We start from the raw sequence: 20,101 nt of genomic DNA on the forward strand, positions 1-20,101 counted from the left end.
GGGCACTTGTCCACAGCAATGCGCCTGAATTATGAAAGCTCCTCCGGCGCCGAGACGCCGAGAAGCCCAAGACCGTTGCTGAGCACCTGACGCACGCTGTCAACCAGCGCGAGTCGTGCCAGGGTCAGTGTGGGGTTATCGTCGTTAACAAACCGTAATGCTGGGTTTTCCTTGCCCCTGGCCCAGAAGGCGTGAAATTGCGCGGCAAGTTCATGCAAATAAAAGGCCAGCCGATGCGGCTCATGCGCCCGTGCCGCCGCCGCGACCTGGCGCGGCCACGACCCCACGAGCCGGATGAGATCGAGTTCGTCGGGCGAAGACAATAGCGACAGATCGGCCCCCCTGAGTGCGGATGCCGAGATATCGAGGCCGGGCAAGTCACGCGCCGCGTTGCGAAATATCGACCATGTCCGCGCATGGGCGTACTGGACATAAAAGACCGGATTATCCCGCGTCTGCTCCTTAACGACCGCGAAGTCGAAATCGAGCGGCGCGTCGTTGCGCCGGAACAGAAGCATGAATCGGGTCGCGTCCGCACCCACTTCATCCACGACTTCAGCAAGCGTCACCAGATCGCCGGAACGCTTGGACATTTTGACTGGCTCGCCATTGCGCAACAGCTTGACGAGCTGACAGAAGCGCACATCGGCCTGCGCCTTGCCGTCGGAAACGGCCTTGACCGCGGCGGTGATCCGCGCCGCGTAGCCCGCGTGGTCGGCACCCAGCACGTCGATCAGCGCCGTGAACCCGCGCAGCACCTTGTTGCGGTGATAGGCGATATCGGCGGCAAAATAGGTATAGCTGCCATCGGACTTGATGAGCGCGCGGTCGGTATCGTCCCCGAACTGGGTGGCCCGGAACAGGGTCTGCTCGCGGTCTTCCCAATCCTCGGGCAGCTTGCCCTTTGGCGGCTCGAGCCGGCCTTCATAGACCAGCCCTCTTTCGCGCAGCCAGTCGAGCGTTTCCTCGATGTCGCCGCCCGGCCCGTGCAGGGTGCGTTCGGAAAAGAACACGTCATGCTCGATATTGAGTTTTTTGAGGTCCGCCTTGATCAGTTCCATCATCGCGGCCAGAACGTGCTGCTTGACCGGTGGAAGCCAGGCATCCTCGGGCTTGCCCAGAAGGCTGTTGCCAAATTCCTCGACCAGCGACAGGCCGACCGGAACCAGATAATCGCCCGGATAGAACCCCGCCGGTATCTCGATGGTCTCGCCCAGCGCCTCGCGGTAGCGCAGGAAAGCCGAGCGCGCCAGCGTATCGACCTGCGAACCCGCATCGTTGATGTAATATTCTTTGGTTACGTCATAGCCGGTATAGGCAAGCAGCGAAGCCAGCGCATCGCCGAACACCGCGCCCCGCGTGTGCCCCACATGCATGGGGCCGGTGGGGTTGGCCGACACATATTCGACGTTGACCTTTTCGCCCTGTCCCACATCGGAGCGCCCGAAATCGGCCCCTTGCTCGGCCACCGAGGCCAGCACCTTGTGCCAGACGCCCGCATCGAGCCTGAAATTCAGAAAGCCCGGCCCGGCCACTTCCGCCGACGCCACATCGGGGTCGCTGCCGAAATGATCGGCCAGCACCGTTGCGACCTCACGCGGGTTCTTGCCCAGCGGCTTGGCGACGACCATGGCGGCATTGGTGGAAAGGTCGCCATGCGTGGCATCGCGGGGCGGCTCCACCACCACGCGCGCGAGAACCTCGTTCCGGCTGGCGAGTTCGGGGAAGCTGGCGGTCAACGCATCGGCGACGCGCCCTTCAAAAAGGGCAAAGATGTCCATGGGAAAAAACCTGAAGGGTCCGGGATGACAAGCCGTTCCGGTTACCGGAAATCGGACCGCTCGTCAAACAGACGCGCGTGTTCGTCCAGTGCGAAGGGATCGGTCATCCCTGCAACGAAATCGCACACGGTCCGCGCCCGTGCCATCGCATCAGGCGCGTCGCGCCACAGCGCGCCCCACCGGCCCGGCATGTCGCCCGTATCGAGATAGGCGTCGAACAGCCGCCCGACGATGGCCTCTCCGGCCTCGACCGGCTCCATGACCTTGGGGTGCCGATAGACCCGGGCGAAAAGAAGCGCCTTGAGCGCCCTTTCGTCCCGCGCCATGGCTTCGGGAAACCCGACAAGCGTCCGCCCGCAGCGCCGCACGGCATCGGCATCGCGCGGATCTGCTTTTGCGATCCGCGCCGCGCTCTCGGCGATTACCGCCTCGATGGTGCGCGTGATCAGCCGCCTTTGTACCTCGTGGATCTGCCGGTAGCGCTCGGCACCGGGCCACAAATCGAGCACTTCGCGCGCAATGGGCCCGACCAGCGGCACATCGAGCAGATCGCCTATGGTCAAAAGCCCGGCCCGTGCCGCATCGTCGATATCGTGAGCATTGTAGGCGATATCGTCGGCGATTGCCGCCGCCTGCGCCTCGAGGCTCGCATGAGTATCGAGCATCAGATCGGCGCTGGCCTCGACCTTATCGTAGCCGGGCGGCAGCCCCTGCTCGACATATCGCCCGACGGGCTGGCCCCCGGCGCCTGTCAACGGACCGTTGTGCTTGAGGATGCCTTCGAGCGTTTCCCATGTGAGGTTGAGCCCGTCATGGGCGGCATAGCGGTTTTCCAGTTTGGTGACGACCCGCAGCGCCTGCATGTTGTGGTCGAAACCGCCCCATTTTCCCATACGCTCGGCCATGACCCTCTCGCCCGCATGCCCGAACGGGGTATGTCCGAGATCGTGGGCCAGCGCCACGGCCTCGGCCAGATCCTCGTTGAGCCCCAGCGCCCGCGCGATGGACCGCGCGATCTGGCTCACCTCCAGCGTATGGGTCAGGCGCGTACGGAAATGCTGGCCCTCATGATGCAGGAACACCTGCGTCTTGTGCTGGAGCCGCCGGAACGCGGTCGAATGGATGATCCTGTCGCGGTCGCGCTGGAATTCCGAGCGCGTCGGGCTGGCGCCGGGCACGAACAGCCGCCCGCGCGTCCGGGCCGGATCGGAAGCATAGGGTGCTAGGCTGGACATCAGGCTTTTCGGACGCGCCCCTTTTCATCGTCGCTTGACGATATTATGTTGCGTAAACGAAACGGATCATCTCGCGAGCGGAATATGGCCGATACCCAGTTAGCACCAAACCATGTCGTTTTGACAGAGCGCGCGGCCAAAAGGATCAACAAGATCGTGGCCGGGGAAGAACCGGGCACCGTCCTGCGCATTTCGGTGGCGGGCGGCGGCTGCTCCGGCTTTCAGTATGAATACAACCTCGTCCGGGAATCGCCGGGCGAGGACGATGTCGTTCTTTCGCGCGACGGGGCGACGGTTCTCATCGATACCATGAGCCTTGAATTCATGGGCGGCGCCGAGATCGATTTCGTGGACGACCTGATCGGCCAGTCCTTCCAGATCAAAAATCCCAACGTGGTCGCCTCCTGCGGCTGTGGCACCAGCTTCGCCGTTTGATCGGCGGCGCGGTCCCCGCTAAAGTCGGACCGTAACGCAAGCGGGGCCGCCCATGAGAATCGCCACCTGGAACATCAACGGCATCAACGCCCGCCACCATGCGGTTCTTACTTGGCTCGACGAGGTCAAACCCGACATTGTGGGCCTGCAGGAGATCAAGTGCCTGGATGAGAAATTCCCGCGCGCCGAGTTCGAGGCGCGGGGCTACAATCTCGAAACCTTCGGCCAGAAGAGTTTCAACGGCGTCGCCCTCCTCTCCAAACTTCCCTTCGACGAGGTTTATCGCGGCCTGCCCGGCGATGATTCGGACGAACAGGCGCGGCTGATCGAAGGCGTGTTCTCGACCGAGGACGGCGGCGTCATAAGGGTGTGCAACATCTACCTGCCCAACGGCAATCCGGTCGATACCGAAAAACTCCCCTATAAGCTCGGCTGGATGAAAAGGCTTCACGCCTTCGTCGAGGAGCGCCTGACCCTCGAAGAACCCTTCATCCTGATGGGCGATTTCAACCTCATCCCCACCGGTCACGACTGCCACGACCCCAAGGTCTGGTGGGGCGACGCGCTGTTCCGCCCCGAAAGCCTCGAAAAGTGGCGGCGGCTCGTAAACCTGGGGCTGACCGACGCGGTACGCGCGACGACCTCCGATCCCGCCTACACCTACTGGGATTTCCAGAACGGCGCCTGGCGCCGCAACTGGGGCATCCGCATCGACCACCTGCTGCTTTCACCCCAAGCCGCCGACCGCCTGAACGCGGTCAAGATCCACAAGGATACCCGCGGCTGGGACAAGCCTTCCGACCATGTGCCGGTGGAAGCCGAATTCGCCCTCGTCGGAGGCAAGGCGAAGGCGGCTTAGAGCCGGTCAGTATTTGACGGAATCGTCGAAGCTTCCGCGATTGCGGCGGGTTCGGTCTGGATCCCGGGAATGAATCCCGGGGTGACAAGCGGGTATGGGGCAGGTATCGGCCAAAATCACCAGTGTCATTCCGGTATTCATTACCGGCAATCCAGCGCGATCTTTCAAAACGCGCCGCTCTGTGCCGGTTCAATCAAAACGTGAAATGATCTACCCCTCTGCCACCACGATCGTCCCATCGCGGAAGCCAGCCTCGACTGCCAGTTGCTGCTGGCGTCCGCGCATGCGGTCGCCGTCGAGGAAGGCGAGGTCCGAGGGAAGGTTGAGGATGAGCATCTGGTTTTCCACCGTGAACCAGGTGCGCGGCACGATGCCCGGCATGGCCGCCGCCAGCGGATAGGCGACGCGAAAATAGGCCGCGATCAGCCGCGCCCGGGCGGTGAGGTGTTCGCCGGCCAGCGAAAGCAGCTTCTTGCTGGTGCTCTTTTGCTTGAAACCCATATAGCGCAGGGCGACCGTCTGGGCGAGAAAGGCGCGCCCCGGATGGCCGATTCCGATGATGTCGGAAAAAGCGATCATGTCGATACTCTGTTCGCCCCGATAGTCCGGATGCGCCCGCCATCCGATGTCCGAGATATAGCACACCGCCTCGCGCAACCGCCGCTCGTCGGGTGTTTCGTCCACCCTCAGGATCGCCAGCAATTCGGCGCTGCCCGCGATGATGTCCCCGGCAAATTCGGGCGCGCGCGAGCGGAGCACCGAAATCTCCTTACACGCCTCGATCAGCGGATCGTCGTCCTTTTCCTCATCCGCAAGCCGGTCATAGAGATAGCCCTCGCGCACGCCCAGCGCGGAAAAAATCACCGTCTTGAAGCCGCCGGCCCTGAGGATTTCCGCAAGCACCGCCGCGCCATAGGGCAGCAGCCCCCGGCGCGCGCTAGCCACCGTGTCCATCCCCCCAACCTGCTTCCTGTCCTCCACCAGCGCATCGCAGAGCGGCAGTATGTCTGAAACCGGCACTTCGTAATGCTGCACCATATGCAGCGGATATTTGCAGCGCGCCTGATGCAGCCGGGCCAGCGCGCGCCAGGTGCCCCCGATCGCCGCAAAGGTCTCGAGCGGCTCGCGCCGGATCGCTTCCGATTTCGCCAGCCGTTCACGCACGATCTCCACCGCCCGCGCCGGCGACATTTCACTATCGTCCTGCAGCCGGATAACACCGAGTTCGTGGGTTTCCGTGGAACAGTCCTTGCGTCCGCGCACGATGGCCAGTTCAAGGCTCCCCCCGCCCAGATCGCCCGTTACCCCCTTGAAATCGGGCATGCCGGAAACAACGCCCAGCGCGGCGAAATGAGCTTCCTCCTCCCCGCTCAGCACGCGGACGGGCACGCCGATGATCTCTTCGGCCTCACGGGTGAATTGGGGGCCGTTCCCGGCCTGTCGCACCGCCGAGGTGGCAAGCACATGCACCTCACCGGCCTCCATCAGCCGGCACACCAGCGCGAACCGCTTTATCGCCTTGAACGCGTGCGCCATGCTCGCTTCGGCGAGCAGGCCCGTCTGTGCCACACCGCGCCCCAGCGTCGAGGACGCCTTTTCGTTGTAAAGAACCGTCAGTGCCCGCGCGAGGCGTTCGTAAACGACGAGGCGCACCGAGTTCGAGCCTATATCGAGCACCGCCACCGGTTTTGCCCCGGCGATGCGCCCCTGCCCGGCAGGGTCGGACTCAACGCTCCAGAATCGGATCAATCGGCACCTTCTTCGTCATCCTCCTGCCCGTGAAGGGCGCTGCCGCGTCCCGAAAGCGAAGGATTGGTCATAAAGTAGTCATGCGCGTTGAAAGGTTCCTCGCCCTCCCCCGGCACGATGCGCTGAGCCGTACCGTCGGGCAGAACTTCCCAACTCTGCTGGTTGTCTCGCAGATTGGCGACCATAATTCTATCGAGAATTTGCTTGTGCACAGTCTTGTTCTTGATCGGCACCAGCGTTTCCACGCGCCAGTCGAGGTTGCGCGTCATCAGGTCCGCCGAGGAAATATAGACCGCCGCATCGCGCGAGGGCATTTCGCGCCCATTGCCGAAACAGTAGATCCGCGAGTGTTCGAGAAACCGCCCCACAATCGATTTCACGCGGATATTGTCCGAAAACCCCGGAATACCGGGCCTGAGGCAACAGATGCCGCGCACCACCAGTTCGACCTTCACCCCAGCCTGGCTGGCATCGTAGAGTGCGTCGGTGAGTTCGGGATCGACCAGCGCATTGCATTTGAGCCAGATCGAGGCCGGTTCGCCCCGCCGCGCGAACTCCGCCTCCATCGCGATATGGTCCATCAGCCGCTGCCGGAGCGTAATGGGCGAAATAGCGATCGCTTCGAGTTCGGTCGGCCGCGCATAGCCGGTGATGAAGTTGAACACCCGCGCCACATCGCGCGTGATCACCGGATCGGCGGTGAAATAGGAAAGGTCGGTATAGATCTTGGCCGTGACCGGATGGTAGTTCCCCGTCCCCACATGGCAGTAGGAGGCGAGCTTGCCCTTCTCGCGCCGCACCACCTGGCTGAGCTTGGCGTGGGTCTTGAGCTCGATGAACCCGAACACCACCTGCACGCCCGCGCGTTCAAGGTCGCGCGCCCAGCGGATATTGGCTTCCTCATCGAACCGCGCCTTCAATTCGACCAGCGCCGTCACCGACTTGCCCGCCTCGGCCGCCGCGATCAGCGCCTTGACGATGGGGGAATCCTTGGACGTGCGATAAAGCGTCTGCTTGATGGCCACCACGTCCGGATCGCGCGCCGCTTGCGCGATGAACTGGGCCACCACGTCGAAGCTCTCGTAAGGGTGATGGACCACGATGTCCTTTTCCCGGATCGCCGCAAAACAGTCTCCGTGGTGATCACGGATGCGCTCGGGGAAACGCGCGTGATAGCGCGGGAATTTCAGCTCGGGCCGGTCGAGAGCGTAGATCCGGTCCGCATCCGCCAGCCCGAGGAAGCCGTCCACCTCGAACGTATCCTCGATCCCGATGCCCAGTTCATCGGCGATCAGCCGCTTGAGGCTGCGCGGGGTCGAGCTGTTGATTTCGAGCCGGATCACCTGCCCGCGCCGCCTTTGCCGCAACGCGGACTCGAACTCGACCACGAGGTCCGCCGCCTCGTCGTCGATCTCGATCTCACTGTCGCGCACGATGCGGAACGCGCCCGAACCCACGATGGAGAAGCCGGGAAATATCTTGTGGAAGAACAGCTTCACCATCGTCTCGATGGTCACCATCTCCACCCTGCGATCCGATATTTCCCTCGTCGGGAGCTTCACGAACCGGTCGAGATTGGATGGGATGCGCACCAGCGCCGTCATATGCGTGTTGTCCGTGGCGCGCGTGAGCTGAAAGGCCAGCGAGAACCCCAGATTGGGGATGAAGGGGAACGGATGGGCCGGATCAATGGCGATCGGCGTCAAGACCGGGAAAATCTCCTCGCGGAATATTTTTTGCAGGAACTCGATCTGCTCGGGCCCCAGATCGGATTCCTCGAGCAGGACGATATTTTCCTTGAACAGTTCCTCGCGGATCGACTGCCACTGGTCCTGCTGTTCGAGATGGAGGTGCTGGGCGAGCGTCGAAATCTCCTCGAGCTGCTCGGTCGGCGTCATGCCGTCTGCGCTCTCGCGCGGCAACCCGGCGCGCAACTGGCCCTTGAGTCCGGCGACGCGTACCATGAAGAACTCATCGAGATTGTTGGCCGAGATCGAGACGAACCGCAACCGCTCCAGCAGTGGATGGTTGAGGTTGGCGGCCTCTTCCAGCACCCGCATGTTGAACTGCAGCCAGCTCACCTCACGGTTGACGAACCGCGCGGGGCTTTCGCGCAGCGCCTCGATATCGGGCGTGATATCCTCGGCGGGTTGCTCGTCGTAATGCGCCATCTCGTCCATTTTCAAATGCCCTTATCTGCCATCTGCGTGTCGCGCGGCACGGATGTCCAGCGCCTCGGCGGCGATGGCCCGCGTAATGGCCCGCCCGCGCGAGAGCGCCAGCCTGTCGGCGATGGAAACCAGTGCAACCACTTCCTCGGACGACCGCTCCATGCGCGTCACCAGATAGGAAATCACTTTCGGGTCCACCGACAACTGCCGGTCGGCAAACAGTTTTACGAACATCTGCGACAACAAGATGTCATCGGGAGCGGTGATCGGGAAGTGCGAGGCCAGCCGTGCCCGGGATTTGACGTCATCGGTCGCATAGGGCCAGTTCGCCACCGGCGTTCTTGCCGTCATCAGCACGGGCCGCTCGTCGCGCATCGACTGGTTGAGCAGGTGAAACAGCCCCGCCTCATCATATCCGGCCCGGTCCACATCCTCGATCAGAACCGGCCCCGTTCCGCCCTCCGCCGCCAGCGCGTCGAGATCGTCCCGCCCCACGATCCCTGCCCCGGCGCGGCCCACCCAGATGCGCGCGAGATGCGATTTGCCCGATTTCACCGGCCCCTCGACAAGCGTCAGGGCAGACGACCACTCGGGAAAGGCAAGCACATGGGAAAAGGCCAGCCTGTTGCCCTCGCAGACCATGAAATCATCCACGCTCTGCGCCTCGATATGTCCCAGATCGAGAACGAGCTGCCCCCTCGCCTGCGCAAGATCGGCCAGATGATCATCCTCGTTTTCAGCTTGTCTTACCGGTGCCTGCATCATTGTCCTTGGGCGTATTGGCCAGAGTTGGGTTCACCAGCGCCGGATCGCTGAGGTAAAGCGGGCTGTTGCGATATTTCACCACCGCCCAGCGCATCAGGACGCCGCTGATCGCGGCCAGCGGCACCGCCATCAGCACCCCCACCACCCCGAACAGCACGGCGAAGGCGAAAATGGCGAACATCATCCACACCGGATGCAGCCGGATCGAGGAGCCGACCAGCTTGGGATAGAGAAAATAGCTTTCGAGCAACTGCCCGAAAAGATAGATCGCCGCGATGAGCGAGATCATCATGGGGTCCGGCCAGAACTGCACGAGCCCGACCCCGATCGAAAGCCCGAAACCCAGCGCCGAGCCGAGATAGGGGATGAAGCTGAACAGCCCCGTGATGATACCGATGGCCAGCCCGAAATGCAGGCCGGCAAGCGACAGCGCGATGCCGTAATAAACCGCAAGGATCAAGAGCACCGCACCCTGCCCGCGCAGGAATCCGCCCAGCGCTACGTCCATTTCCTCCAGCAGCGCCCTGATCTCGCCCTTGTAGCGTGGCGGCAGGAGTCCATCGACCGCTGCCACCATGCGTTCCCAGTCGAGCAGCATGTAGATCGCCACCACCGGGGTCACGACGAGCACGCTCAACGTGCCGATAAGACTCGCGCTCGATTGCATGATCTGGCCGGTGATGTTCGTTACGAGCCCGATCACATCGGTGAACATCTGCTCAAGCCCGCGTTCGAGCTCTTCCATGCGCTGCGGGCCCAGCCATTGCTCGAGCCGCGGCACCTGCATTTCCACAAAGCCCTGCAACTGCTCGAAATATCCCGGCATGTTGCGCGCCAGCCCGAGCCCCTGCTGCACCAGAACCGGCACCACGAGCAGGATCGCAACGATGACGATGAGCAGAAAGACGAGCATGGCGATGGTTGTTGCGAGCCCGCGATGCAGCCCCCGCTCGGCCAGCCACGTCACCGGAGGATTGAGCAGATAGGCCAGCCCGATTCCCAGCACGAAAGGCAGAAGGATGCCTCGGAAAATCCACAGGAACAGGCCGGTGACGACCAGCAGGGAAACCCACGCGATGATCTGGTTCTTGAGCGACATGACCGTCCCTGCCTTTTGGAGCGTCCGGAAGAAGTGGATACCACGTGTTCGGTTGGAACCCGAAGTGCCCCCAGCCTTGCGCGAAACGCCGTGAGCCGCTATCAGCCAATCGATTATAGCCCATCGGTGGGGCGATCAACGTCAATCTGCTGCCCTTACGCCCCTGTGGGCAGCCAAGTGGATAAACCCGATAAATGGTCGATAGCGCCAAACTGCCACCGAACGGCCTCTCCTACAAGCAGGCGGGGGTCGACATCGACGCCGGCAACGCGCTGGTCGAGGCGATCAAGCCCGCCGTCAAATCCACCCGCCGCCCCGGCGCGGATGGAGAGATCGGCGGCTTTGGCGGGCTGTTCGACCTGAAGGCCGCAGGGTTTGCCGATCCCGTCCTCGTTGCCGCCAATGACGGGGTGGGCACCAAGCTGCGCATCGCCATCGATGCGGGCGTCAACGACACGGTCGGCATCGATCTGGTCGCCATGTGCGTAAACGACATCGTCGTACAGGGCGCCGAGCCCCTGTTCTTCCTCGATTATTTCGCCACCGGCGCGCTCGACGTGGCGCAGGGCACCGCCATCGTCAACGGCATCGCCGAAGGTTGCCGCCAGGCCGGCTGCGCGCTGCTGGGCGGGGAAACCGCCGAAATGCCCGGCATGTATCATGGCGACGACTACGACCTTGCAGGGTTTGCCGTCGGCGCCGCCGAACGCGGCACGCTCCTGCCCCGCGCCGATATCGCGGCGGGCGACACCCTCGTTGCCATCGCGTCTTCCGGCGTTCACTCCAACGGCTATTCGCTGGTGCGCAAAATCGTCGATATGTCCGGCCTCGGATGGTCCGATCCGGCCCCCTTCGCCCCATCCCAGAGCCTCGGCGAAGCGTTGCTGGCTCCCACGAAAATCTACGTAAAACCCGTCCTCGCGTCCCTCCGCGCCGGCCTCGGCATCAAGGCGCTTGCCCACATCACCGGCGGCGGCTTTCAGGAAAACATCCCCCGCGTGCTGCCCAAACACCTTGCCGCCAGCGTCGACCTCGACGCCATCGTGCCCCCGAAAGTCTTCGGCTGGCTCGCCCGGCAGGGCGGCATCGAGACAACCGAAATGCTCCGCACCTTCAATTGCGGCGTCGGCATGCTGGTCGCTATCGCCAGCGATGATGCCGAAAAGCTCATTTCGCTCCTTGCCGAACACGGCGAAACCGGAACCATCGTCGGCACCCTCACCGAACGCACCGGCGACCCGGTCCGGTTTTCTGGCACCCTGGCGCTATGACCGAAAAAAAGCGCGCCGCGATCCTCATCTCGGGCCGCGGCTCGAACATGAGCGCGCTGATCGATGCCGCCCGCGCACCCGATTATCCGGCCCGGATCGTCGGCGTCTTCTCGAACCGCGCCGGGGCGGCGGGCCTCCAGACCGCGCGCGCCCAAGATATCCCCACGGCGACCCTCGCCCAGAGCCGGTTCGACACCCGCCTCGATTTCGAGAACGCGCTGACCGGCATTCTCGAAGACTGGGGCGCCGAGATCGTGTGCCTAGCCGGGTTCATGCGCATCCTGACCCCGGAATTTACCCAACGCTGGGCCGGACGCCTCATCAATATCCACCCGTCCCTGCTCCCCGATTTCCGGGGCCTCAATACCCACGCGCGCGCCCTTGCGGCGGGCGTTGCCGAACACGGCTGCACGGTCCATTTCGTCACCCCCGGCCTCGACGAAGGCCCGGCGATCCTGCAAGCCCGCGTACCGGTCCTGCCCGGCGACACCCCCGAAACCCTTTCCGCCCGCGTGCTGGCCGAGGAGCACCGGCTTTACCCCGAGGCGCTCAGGCGCGTCGCTCTGGACGGGACGTCAAAACCGGGTGGCGTCATCACATAAATTGATGACACTCATCGCCACAAATGTTTCGACTTTGTTCCACTCCCGGCGTAGCGTCACCCCCTGACTGACAAGGCTAAAGACCATGGCAATGCGCGACTGGCTGCTGATCGTCCTGCTTGGGGCGATCTGGGGCAGTTCCTTTATCTTCAACACGGTTCTCATCCGCGAGATCGGCCCGCTCTGGGTATCGGGGCTACGCGTGGGCATTGCTGCGCTGGGGTGCTGGTCGTTCCTCTTCGCGCTGCGCAAGCCGATCCCGCGCGATGCCGGGCTCTGGGTGCAACTAAGCCTTTTGGGCCTGCTCGCCTATGCGATTCCCTTTTCCCTTTTCCCGCTCGCCCAGGCCGATGTCGCCAGCGGTGTCGCAGCCATCGTCAATGCGCTGACCCCGATCACGACGGTCATCGTCTCCCATTTCTGGTTCGACGGTGAACGCGCCACCCGCACCAAGAGCCTCGGAGTCATCGCGGGCTTTTCAGGCGTTGCGATCCTTGCATCCCCTGCCCTTGCGGCCGACAGCAATTCACAACTCTGGGCCATCGGCGCGTGCCTGCTGGCAACGGTGTGTTACGCAGTCTCGCTCAACATCACCCGCAGCTACAAGCATATCGAGCCGACCGCCTTTGCCGCCATCGCCCTCACCGGCGCGGCGGTCGCCACCGTGCCCCTCGCCTTTTTCGTCGAGGGCGCGCCGGCCATCACGCGCCCTGAAACCTGGGGCGCCGCGCTCTCCATCGGTCTCATCGCCACCGCCTTCACCTTTCAGGTCATGTATCGCATCCTGCCCCGTGTCGGCGCGACCAACTTCTCGGCCACCACCTTCATCGCACCGGTCTCGGCCATGATTCTTGGCATGAGCTTTCTGGGCGAAGCGATTCAACCGACTCACATTTTCGGAATGGCCGCCATCTTCCTTGGCCTCCTCCTCATCGACGGCCGCTTCCCCCGCTGGCTGCGGCAGCGCAGGGCGGCCTGACTCCCCTCATCGCTGTCCCGGCGAAAGCCGGGACCCATCTCGCCACCTCTGCGATAGCGGCGCAAGGAGCCTGGACCCCGGCTTCCGCCGGGGAAGCGAAGAGGAAATTCTCGTTTCCGTCAAAAAGCATTTAAGGATTGCGATCGCCCCGTGACCCCGGATCGGTCGGGTCGGGCAAAATCTCGGGATCGGGCCGCTGCGGTTGCGGGTCTTCGGGGATCGGAATGGGCGAATCCGGTTGCGGCGGCACGGGATCGCGCTCGCGGTCGGGCAGTGGCGGGATCGGGTCGGGATTGGGAACGTCGGGCCTGGGGGTACGAGGTTGCGGGTCGGTCATCGGGTTTCTCCGTTGTACCGAAACAACGGCTGAAACACCCCGCCGTTCCTTTATTGCGTGGGCGTTGAAATATCGACCACCACGCCATTGGGATCGCGCAAAACCATCTGCATCTGGCCATAGCCGAGCGCGGTGGGCTTGCTCACGATATCAACTCCCATGTCCCGCGCTCTGGCGTGGGCCGCGTGCACATCGTCCACCACCAGCGTCAGATAGCCGCCCGCAAACAGGCCCCGCGCCGCCTTGGGCACGAATTCGCTCACCTCGTCGATGATGCCGAGTTCATAGCTCCGTTCCTCGCCGGGCGTCAGAACGATATACCAGTCGCTGGTGTAAAGGCGCGAAAGACCGCACAGGACTTCATAGAACCGGGCCGTTTCCTCAATGTCCCTGGCGAGGATATTGAAGATGATCCGGTTCGTTTCCTGTGTCATCAGTTCAGTCCCAGTTTTGCCTTCAGGATCTCATTGACTGCCTGTGGGTTGGCCTTGCCGCCGGTCTGCTTCATCACCTGACCGACGAACCAGCCGAGCAACCCCGGCTTGGTCTTAACGGCCTCCACCTGACCGGGGTTCCCGGCAATGATCTCGTCGACGATCTTCTCGATGGCGCCGGTATCGGAAACCTGCTTCATCCCGCGGCTTTCCACGAGTTCCGCAGGGTCGCCCCCCTCGGACCAGACGATCTCGAACAGGTCCTTGGCGATCTTGCCCGAAATCTCGCCCTTGGTGATGAGGTCGATCACTCCGCCGAGCTGGTCGGCGCTCACCGGGCTCGAATTCACGTCCAGCCCTTCCTTGTTGAGCCGTCCGAACAATTCGTTGATGACCCAGTTGGCCGCGAGCTTGCCGTCGCGCCCGTTGGCGACCGCCTCGAAGAACGCGGCGGAATCGCGATCCGTCACCAGCACGCTCGCATCATAGGGCGAGATGCCATAGCTCTCGATGAACCGCGCCTGCTTTTCGTCGGGCAACTCGGGCAGGTTCTCGGCCAGCGCCGCGATGAATGCATCGTCGAACTCGAGCGGCAGGAGATCGGGATCGGGGAAGTAGCGGTAATCGTGCGCTTCTTCCTTGCTCCGCATCGAGCGCGTCTCGCCGGTCTTGGGGTCGTAAAGCCGTGTCTCCTGATCGATGGCCCCGCCATCCTCCAGAATATCGATCTGCCGCCGCGCCTCGTATTCGATGGCCTGCCCGGCGAAACGCACCGAGTTGACGTTCTTGATCTCGCAACGCGTGCCGAACTCCCCGCCCGGCCGCCGCACCGAGACGTTGATGTCGGCGCGCATCGAGCCCTGCTCCATGTTCCCGTCGCAGGTGCCCAGATACCGCAGGATGGTGCGCAGTTTGGAAAGATAGGCCCGCGCCTCCTCGGAAGACCGCATGTCGGGCTTGGAGACGATCTCCATCAGCGCCACGCCCGAGCGGTTGAGATCGACAAAGCTCATGCTTGGGTGCTGGTCGTGGATCGACTTGCCCGCATCCTGCTCCAGATGCAGCCGCTCGATGCCGATTTCCACCTCGCCATCCTCGCCTAGATCGAGCAGCACCTTGCCCTCGCCGACGATGGGGTCCTTGAACTGGGAAATCTGGTAGCCTTGCGGCAGGTCGGGATAAAAATAGTTCTTGCGGTCGAACACCGACCGCTTGTTGATCCGGGCCTTGAGCCCCAGCCCTGTCCGCACCGCCTGGCGCACGCATTCCTCGTTGATCACCGGCAACATCCCCGGCATCGCCGCATCGACAAACGAGACATTGGCATTGGGCGGATTGCCGAACTCGGTGGACGACCCCGAGAACAGCTTGGACTCGGACGTCACCTGCGCATGCACTTCCATCCCGATAACAATCTCCCAGTCGCCGGTGGCGCCGGAAATGAAATATTTCGGATTGGGCGTACGGGTATCGACAAGGGTCATGGATCGCTCGGAAAAGGCTGGAGATAGTGGTGTTTCGATAGCCGAAATGGGCGGGGGAGGCTAGGGCCAATCGACATCCGGCGTGAGCGGTTAACATCGCAGAACCCCTCACCCCTCCCCACAAGGGCAGGGCTATCGCATATAGATCTGCCCTTGTGGCCTCACCCCTCCCCAGCCTTCCCCATCAAGGGGAGGGTGCTTCCTTTTCCTTGGAACTCTCCTACGCACAAGACCAGCACCTCCCCCCTTGTGAGGGAGGTTGGGAGGGGGGTAAGCGATACCAACCAAACCCGCAAACACCACTCACCCCTTCACATCTTCTCCCCCGGCAACCCGCTCGCCTGCTTCACCCAATCGGCGAACTGCCCCTCGTCCGGCTCATCACCCTCATGGATATGGAAATACCGCACCACCGGATATTTCGAGGTTACCGGCGGGGGCGGGTCGAGCGCGCCGCCATTGAGGAACGTGACTTTCACGTAGCGGTCGAAGCAGTGGAACGAGAGGAAATAATGGTCCTTCTCCACCCCGTAAAAGGGCGAGTTCCACTTCACCGCCTTCATCACGCCCGGCACGGTTTTCGTGACGATCTTGTCGATCCACCGGCCCACCGCCTGCTTCCAGTCGGGCATTGCGACGATATAAGCCTGTACTGGCTCATCGCCATACCCCTTCGGAATTTGCGGGTTGCCGCCCGACAGCAGCACCGGTTTGTCAGTCACCGCTCTTGCTCCTCACGCGTCTTTTCCGGCAGGATGCCCCTTGAATGCGGCCTCAGTCCAGCGCCGCGACGGCCTTTTCGAGATTGGCCAGATGCTCGGTCCATCCATATTGCGCGCCACCCAGCGCCTGCTTCTGATCGGCCCGGAAACCGGTCTGCTCCATCCGCACATGCGTGCCGACCTCAGTTTCGGTGAGCGTAAAGGTCACGACGCTCTTGAGCGCATAGGCCGGGTCCTCGTGGGCGTGATCCCAGCGATAGGAAAGTCTCGTGTGCGGCTCGATGGCGAGGAATTCGCAGTCCACCCCGCCCCAGTCCCCGCTCAGCCGGAATTTTTCGCCCCGGCCCAGCACGAAATCGGTCTTCATCAGCCATTCCGAGACGAGATGGGGACTGGTCAGCGCCCGCCACACCCTTTCGGCCGGGAACGGCATGTCGCGTTCGACGACGACGGTACGAATGTCTGTCTCGGTCATTGGTCCATCCTTCTGAGCAGATCTTCAAGCGCCTCGAACCGGCCCGACCAGAACTCGGTCATCTGGTGCGTCCAGTCGATGAGCGGGGTCAGCGCCCGATATTGCGCGCTGTAATGGGTCTGGCGACCTTCGGGCCGGTCGAAAACCAGCCCGGCCTCTTTGAGCACCTTGAGGTGTTTTGAGACCGCCGGCTGCGAAACGCCCGCCCGCACCGTCAACGCGCCAACGGTCTGCGATCCCTCAAGGCACAACTGCTCAAATATGGCCCGCCGCGTGGGATCGGCAAGTGCCGTGAACAGGGCATCGTGAGGCTGGGACATCGCAATCAATAACTCGCTGGCTATGGCTGCGACTCATAACTGTCGGGCTATTGGTTTGTCAAGTATGGGGCCACCATCGCCGCCCCCTCATCCGACCTTTTGCTTCGCAAAAGCCCACCTTCTCCCACGAGGGGAGAAGGGGAAGTGTGCGGCAGCCACACGAGCCCCCCTCTCCCCTCGTGGGAGAGGGGTTGGGGGTGAGGGGGCCAGCGATGTCAGCCGAGAAACGAAAGGCAAAAAACTACCGCGCCTCGACCACCAGCCGCTTTTCCATGCGCACCTTCTCGATACGCTGGCCGATCATGCGCGAGAACTTTATCCCCCGCCACACGATCTCATAGCCCTCGCGGGCATAGAACCGGATTGCTCCGCCATTTTCGGCGTGGGTTTCGAGCACGCTGACATCGTATCCGGCCCGGAAGATACCCTGCTCGGTACGGCTTAGCAGCATTCGCCCCACCCCAAGGCGCTGGAATTCGGGGGCGACCCAGAGGTCGGAAATATAGGCGCTCATCGCCTCGCACGCCGCCCAGCCGATCGGCTTGCCGTTGCGCTCGGCCACCGTAATGGCCGGCGTGGCGTTGATGCAGAAAAGCTGGAAGCTGAGCAGCAGCGCGTCACGCTCGTTCTGCAGCGCCGCCTCGGTCTCCGAGCGCAAAATCTGCCGCATGCTCGAGTCCCAGGACGCAAACGCCAGCCGGCCGAGCTTGTCGGCTTCGGCGATCGAGGCTGTGCGCAGCGTCAGGTTGTCAAGCATTGGTCCGTCATGGCTTGCGGTTCCGTGCGATGATGATGCCCTTTTCGTAGTTGATATTCCAGCCAATAAGTGTGCGCCAGATCAACTCTGCCTGGTCCTCGTCGAGATCGAGCCCTGCCGCCTGTTGCCGGCGCTTGGCGATCACGGTCTCGATCCGGGCCGGGTCGTTGGCCTCGTGCGGATCGGTCTTGATCTCCGCCATCCGCGTCACATAGGCGTGCCGCTCCGCAAACAGCGCGACCAGCGCGCTGTCGATACGGTCGATCTCGGTGCGGACCTCGTCCTTGGTCTCACAGGCGGCGGGCGGTTTTATGGCGGTCATGGAGCGTACGGAGTCCCTTGAAAGATATTGCCCGGCAGGTGTGCCCTGCCCCGGCATCTTTTTCAACCCGCACAAATATCCCCGGGGCGCTCAACACGGTTATCCTGTCCGGTTGGAGAAAACCGGATGCGCGGGCCGGGAGGACCCAACGCAAAAAATGACTGAACGAATTGAACGCAATTCGTACAATCCGTTCAGTTATGGCTTACTGCCGGGTGGTTTCCGACAGCGACAGCGCCATGTGCTCCCATTCCTGGGACACCGAGGGCGCGGCGCGGCGTTTTCCGGCCTGCCGATACCAGTAGTCGGCGTTGCCCATATCGGCCTCGATCCAGTGCAGCAGGGCGTGCACCCAGTCGAAGGCCTGCACGCCCTCCATCGTCTGCACGATCCGGTGCGCCTCCTCCCATTCCGGCCCCATCCGGAATTCGCCCTTCCTGATCCACCACAGGGCCTGCAGGGGCATGCTCATGTCCCTGGGCGGCGCCGACCAGTCGGACGTCGTGAAAATGTCAGTCATTGCCTACCACCATTGCGCCGGGGCGAGATCGAGCGCAGCGCTCTTTTCGATCACCCGGCCCGCCGCGAACAGCGTTTCCTCGTCGAACGGCTTGCCGATCAGTTGCAGCCCGAGCGGCAGCCCCTGCCCGTCCTTGCCCGCGGGCACGGCAATGCCCGGAAGCCCGGCCATGTTGACCGTCACCGTGAAGATGTCGTTGAGATACATCTTGACCAGATCGACCTTCATCTCCTCGTCGGCGATCCGGAACGCCGCCGAAGGCGTCGCGGGCGTAAGGATGGCGTCGACGCCTGCGTTGAAGGCGTCTTCAAAGTCCTTCTTGATCAGCGTCCTGACCTTTTGCGCCTGCACGTAATAGGCATCGTAATAGCCGGCCGAAAGCACATAGGTGCCGATCATCACCCGGCGTTTGACCTCGCGGCCGAACCCTTCGGCGCGGGTCATCTCGTACATGTCGGTGATGTCCTTGCCCGAAACCCTCAGCCCGTACCGCACCCCGTCATAACGCGCCAGGTTCGATGACGCTTCGGCGGGGGAAACGACGTAATAGGCCGGGAGCGCGTAGTTGGTGTGCGGCAGGGAAATATCCCTTACCGTCGCCCCTTCGGCCTTGAGCCATTCAAGGCCCTGCTGCCAGAGCCTTTCGATCTCGGCGGGCATCCCCTCGATCCGGTATTCCCTGGGCACGCCGATGGTCAGCCCCTTGACGCCCCGCTCCACCGCCGCCGCGAAATCGGGCACCTGCAGGTCCGCCGAGGTCGAATCCTTCGGGTCGAACCCGCTCATCGATTTGAGCATGATCGCGCTGTCCTCGACCGTGCGGGCGAGCGGCCCGGCCTGATCGAGCGAGGAGGCATAGGCAATGATCCCCCAGCGCGAGCAGCGCCCGTAGGTCGGCTTGATCCCGACGGTGCCGGTAAAGGCCGCCGGCTGGCGGATCGAGCCGCCCGTATCGGTCGCCGTCGCGCCCGCGCAAAGCCATGCGGAAACCGCCGCCGCCGAACCGCCCGACGAGCCGCCCGGCACGAGGTCTTCCCCGCTCTCCCCGCGCCACGGATTGATCACCGGGCCATAAAAGGAGCTTTCGTTGGACGAGCCCATCGCGAACTCGTCCATGTTGAGCTTGCCCAGCATCACCGCGCCGTCGCGCCACAGATTGCTCGTGACGCTCGATTCGTATTCGGGCTTGAAGCCTTCGAGAATCCGGCTCGCCGCCTGTGTGTGCACGCCCTCGGTCGCAAACAGGTCCTTGACGCCCAGCGGCACGCCTTCGAGCGGCCTCGCCTCGCCCTTGCCGATACGCTCATCGGATGCCTTCGCCATGTCGCGCGCCTTGTCGGCGGTCACCGCGACATAGGCATTGAGCTTGCCATTGCCCGCATCGATGGCCGCGAGATACGCGTCGGTCGCTTCGAGCGCGGTGAATTCCTTCCTGGCCAGCCCGTCGCGCAGGGCCTTGAGGCTCAATCGGGTAAGATCGGTCACGCGCTACTCCACAACCTTGGGAACCATGAAGAAATTGTCTTCCGAGAGCGGCGCGTTGGCGACGATCTTTTCGGCATAGCCGCCATCGGTCACCGCATCCTCGCGGCGGCGAAGCTGCATCGGGGCCACCGATGTCATGGGCTCGACGCCCTCGACATCCACTTCGCCAAGCTGCTCGACAAAACCGAGAATAGCGTTGAGTTCGCCCTCATAGGCGGCAACCTCATCCTCGGTGACCCTGATGCGGGCCAGACGCGCAATGCGTCTCACGGTATCGGCATCGACCGACATGAAACTAC

22 protein-coding genes are annotated in these 20,101 nt (G+C 63.0%); 5 read left to right on the top strand and 17 right to left on the bottom strand.

From position 1 onward, the window contains the following. Positions 1 to 29: 29 nt before the first annotated feature. Positions 30 to 1,781 (bottom strand): arginine--tRNA ligase, encoded by a 1,752-nt coding sequence (gene argS / locus DQG18_RS10105; protein ID WP_116654136.1) that lies wholly within the window; start codon positions 1,779 to 1,781, stop codon positions 30 to 32. Between the two features lie 41 nt (positions 1,782 to 1,822). After that, positions 1,823 to 3,016, bottom strand: a complete 1,194-nt coding sequence (locus DQG18_RS10110; RefSeq protein ID WP_116654137.1) for a deoxyguanosinetriphosphate triphosphohydrolase — start codon at positions 3,014 to 3,016, stop codon at positions 1,823 to 1,825. A gap of 84 nt (positions 3,017 to 3,100) precedes the next feature. Between DQG18_RS10110 and DQG18_RS10115 the strand changes: the two genes are divergently transcribed. Together DQG18_RS10115 and xth are read left to right on the top strand one after the other, a co-directional pair. Then, positions 3,101 to 3,451 (top strand): HesB/IscA family protein, encoded by a 351-nt coding sequence (locus DQG18_RS10115; protein WP_116654138.1) that lies wholly within the window; start codon positions 3,101 to 3,103, stop codon positions 3,449 to 3,451. A gap of 52 nt (positions 3,452 to 3,503) precedes the next feature. Continuing rightward, positions 3,504 to 4,310 (top strand): exodeoxyribonuclease III, encoded by an 807-nt coding sequence (gene xth, locus DQG18_RS10120; protein ID WP_116654139.1) that lies wholly within the window; start codon positions 3,504 to 3,506, stop codon positions 4,308 to 4,310. 210 nt (positions 4,311 to 4,520) lie between these two features. Here xth and DQG18_RS10125 read toward each other — a convergent pair whose 3' ends face one another. Genes DQG18_RS10125 through DQG18_RS10140 form a run of 4 tightly spaced genes read right to left on the bottom strand, consistent with a single transcriptional unit; the run spans position 4,521 to position 10,094 of the window. Beyond that, a complete protein-coding gene (locus tag DQG18_RS10125; RefSeq protein WP_116654140.1) occupies positions 4,521 to 6,059 on the bottom strand; it encodes a Ppx/GppA family phosphatase in 1,539 nt (512 codons plus the stop codon). Beyond that, entirely contained in the window at positions 6,056 to 8,239 is a 2,184-nt protein-coding gene (locus tag DQG18_RS10130) for an RNA degradosome polyphosphate kinase (protein ID WP_116654141.1), read from the bottom strand. The genes DQG18_RS10125 and DQG18_RS10130 overlap by 4 nt, the downstream gene beginning before the upstream one ends. A 12-nt stretch (positions 8,240 to 8,251) precedes the next feature. Next, entirely contained in the window at positions 8,252 to 8,992 is a 741-nt protein-coding gene (locus DQG18_RS10135) for a P-loop NTPase family protein (protein WP_116654142.1), read from the bottom strand. Next, positions 8,967 to 10,094, bottom strand: coding sequence for an AI-2E family transporter (locus tag DQG18_RS10140; RefSeq protein WP_116654143.1), 1,128 nt, complete (start codon positions 10,092 to 10,094; stop codon positions 8,967 to 8,969). Before DQG18_RS10140 ends, DQG18_RS10135 begins: the two co-directional genes overlap by 26 nt. A 194-nt stretch (positions 10,095 to 10,288) precedes the next feature. Here DQG18_RS10140 and purM point away from each other — a divergent pair, with 194 nt between their 5' ends. From purM to DQG18_RS10155, 3 genes are all read left to right on the top strand, one after another. Then, positions 10,289 to 11,365, top strand: a complete 1,077-nt coding sequence (purM, locus tag DQG18_RS10145) for a phosphoribosylformylglycinamidine cyclo-ligase (RefSeq protein WP_116654144.1) — start codon at positions 10,289 to 10,291, stop codon at positions 11,363 to 11,365. Then, positions 11,362 to 11,967 (top strand): phosphoribosylglycinamide formyltransferase, encoded by a 606-nt coding sequence (gene purN / locus DQG18_RS10150; protein ID WP_116654145.1) that lies wholly within the window; start codon positions 11,362 to 11,364, stop codon positions 11,965 to 11,967. The genes purM and purN overlap by 4 nt, the downstream gene beginning before the upstream one ends. Positions 11,968 to 12,058: 91 nt before the next feature. After that, on the top strand, positions 12,059 to 12,946 hold the full coding sequence (locus DQG18_RS10155) for a DMT family transporter (RefSeq protein ID WP_198669725.1): 888 nt from the start codon (positions 12,059 to 12,061) through the stop codon (positions 12,944 to 12,946). A 130-nt stretch (positions 12,947 to 13,076) separates the two neighbouring features. Here DQG18_RS10155 and DQG18_RS10160 read toward each other — a convergent pair whose 3' ends face one another. From DQG18_RS10160 to gatC, 11 genes are all read right to left on the bottom strand, one after another. Further along, positions 13,077 to 13,283, bottom strand: a complete 207-nt coding sequence (locus DQG18_RS10160; RefSeq protein WP_116654147.1) for a hypothetical protein — start codon at positions 13,281 to 13,283, stop codon at positions 13,077 to 13,079. A gap of 50 nt (positions 13,284 to 13,333) precedes the next feature. After that, positions 13,334 to 13,717: a VOC family protein gene (locus DQG18_RS10165; RefSeq protein ID WP_116654148.1), complete on the bottom strand. Its 384-nt coding sequence runs from the start codon at positions 13,715 to 13,717 to the stop codon at positions 13,334 to 13,336. Further along, on the bottom strand, positions 13,717 to 15,201 hold the full coding sequence (gene gatB / locus DQG18_RS10170) for an Asp-tRNA(Asn)/Glu-tRNA(Gln) amidotransferase subunit GatB (RefSeq protein ID WP_116654149.1): 1,485 nt from the start codon (positions 15,199 to 15,201) through the stop codon (positions 13,717 to 13,719). The genes DQG18_RS10165 and gatB overlap by 1 nt, the downstream gene beginning before the upstream one ends. A 311-nt stretch (positions 15,202 to 15,512) precedes the next feature. Next, positions 15,513 to 15,923 carry a DUF1801 domain-containing protein gene (locus DQG18_RS10175; protein WP_198669726.1) on the bottom strand — a complete coding sequence of 137 codons (411 nt, stop codon included), beginning with the start codon at positions 15,921 to 15,923 and terminating at the stop codon, positions 15,513 to 15,515. Between the two features lie 52 nt (positions 15,924 to 15,975). After that, positions 15,976 to 16,398 carry an SRPBCC family protein gene (locus tag DQG18_RS10180; RefSeq protein ID WP_116654150.1) on the bottom strand — a complete coding sequence of 141 codons (423 nt, stop codon included), beginning with the start codon at positions 16,396 to 16,398 and terminating at the stop codon, positions 15,976 to 15,978. Continuing rightward, complete coding sequence (locus DQG18_RS10185) at positions 16,395 to 16,718, bottom strand: ArsR/SmtB family transcription factor (RefSeq protein ID WP_116654151.1); 324 nt, start codon at positions 16,716 to 16,718, stop codon at positions 16,395 to 16,397. Before DQG18_RS10185 ends, DQG18_RS10180 begins: the two co-directional genes overlap by 4 nt. A 241-nt stretch (positions 16,719 to 16,959) precedes the next feature. Further along, entirely contained in the window at positions 16,960 to 17,475 is a 516-nt protein-coding gene (locus DQG18_RS10190; RefSeq protein ID WP_116654152.1) for a GNAT family N-acetyltransferase, read from the bottom strand. 7 nt (positions 17,476 to 17,482) lie between these two features. After that, on the bottom strand, positions 17,483 to 17,797 hold the full coding sequence (locus DQG18_RS10195) for a chorismate mutase (protein ID WP_116654153.1): 315 nt from the start codon (positions 17,795 to 17,797) through the stop codon (positions 17,483 to 17,485). A 205-nt stretch (positions 17,798 to 18,002) separates the two neighbouring features. After that, positions 18,003 to 18,317, bottom strand: a complete 315-nt coding sequence (locus tag DQG18_RS10200; RefSeq protein WP_245958432.1) for a hypothetical protein — start codon at positions 18,315 to 18,317, stop codon at positions 18,003 to 18,005. A 3-nt stretch (positions 18,318 to 18,320) separates the two neighbouring features. After that, entirely contained in the window at positions 18,321 to 19,802 is a 1,482-nt protein-coding gene (gene gatA / locus DQG18_RS10205) for an Asp-tRNA(Asn)/Glu-tRNA(Gln) amidotransferase subunit GatA (RefSeq protein WP_116654155.1), read from the bottom strand. 3 nt (positions 19,803 to 19,805) lie between these two features. Next, on the bottom strand, positions 19,806 to 20,093 hold the full coding sequence (gatC, locus tag DQG18_RS10210) for an Asp-tRNA(Asn)/Glu-tRNA(Gln) amidotransferase subunit GatC (RefSeq protein WP_116654156.1): 288 nt from the start codon (positions 20,091 to 20,093) through the stop codon (positions 19,806 to 19,808). Positions 20,094 to 20,101: the final 8 nt, after the last annotated feature.

Source organism: Pelagibacterium sediminicola (assembly GCF_003390885.1).
Lineage (GTDB): Bacteria > Pseudomonadota > Alphaproteobacteria > Rhizobiales > Devosiaceae > Pelagibacterium > Pelagibacterium sediminicola.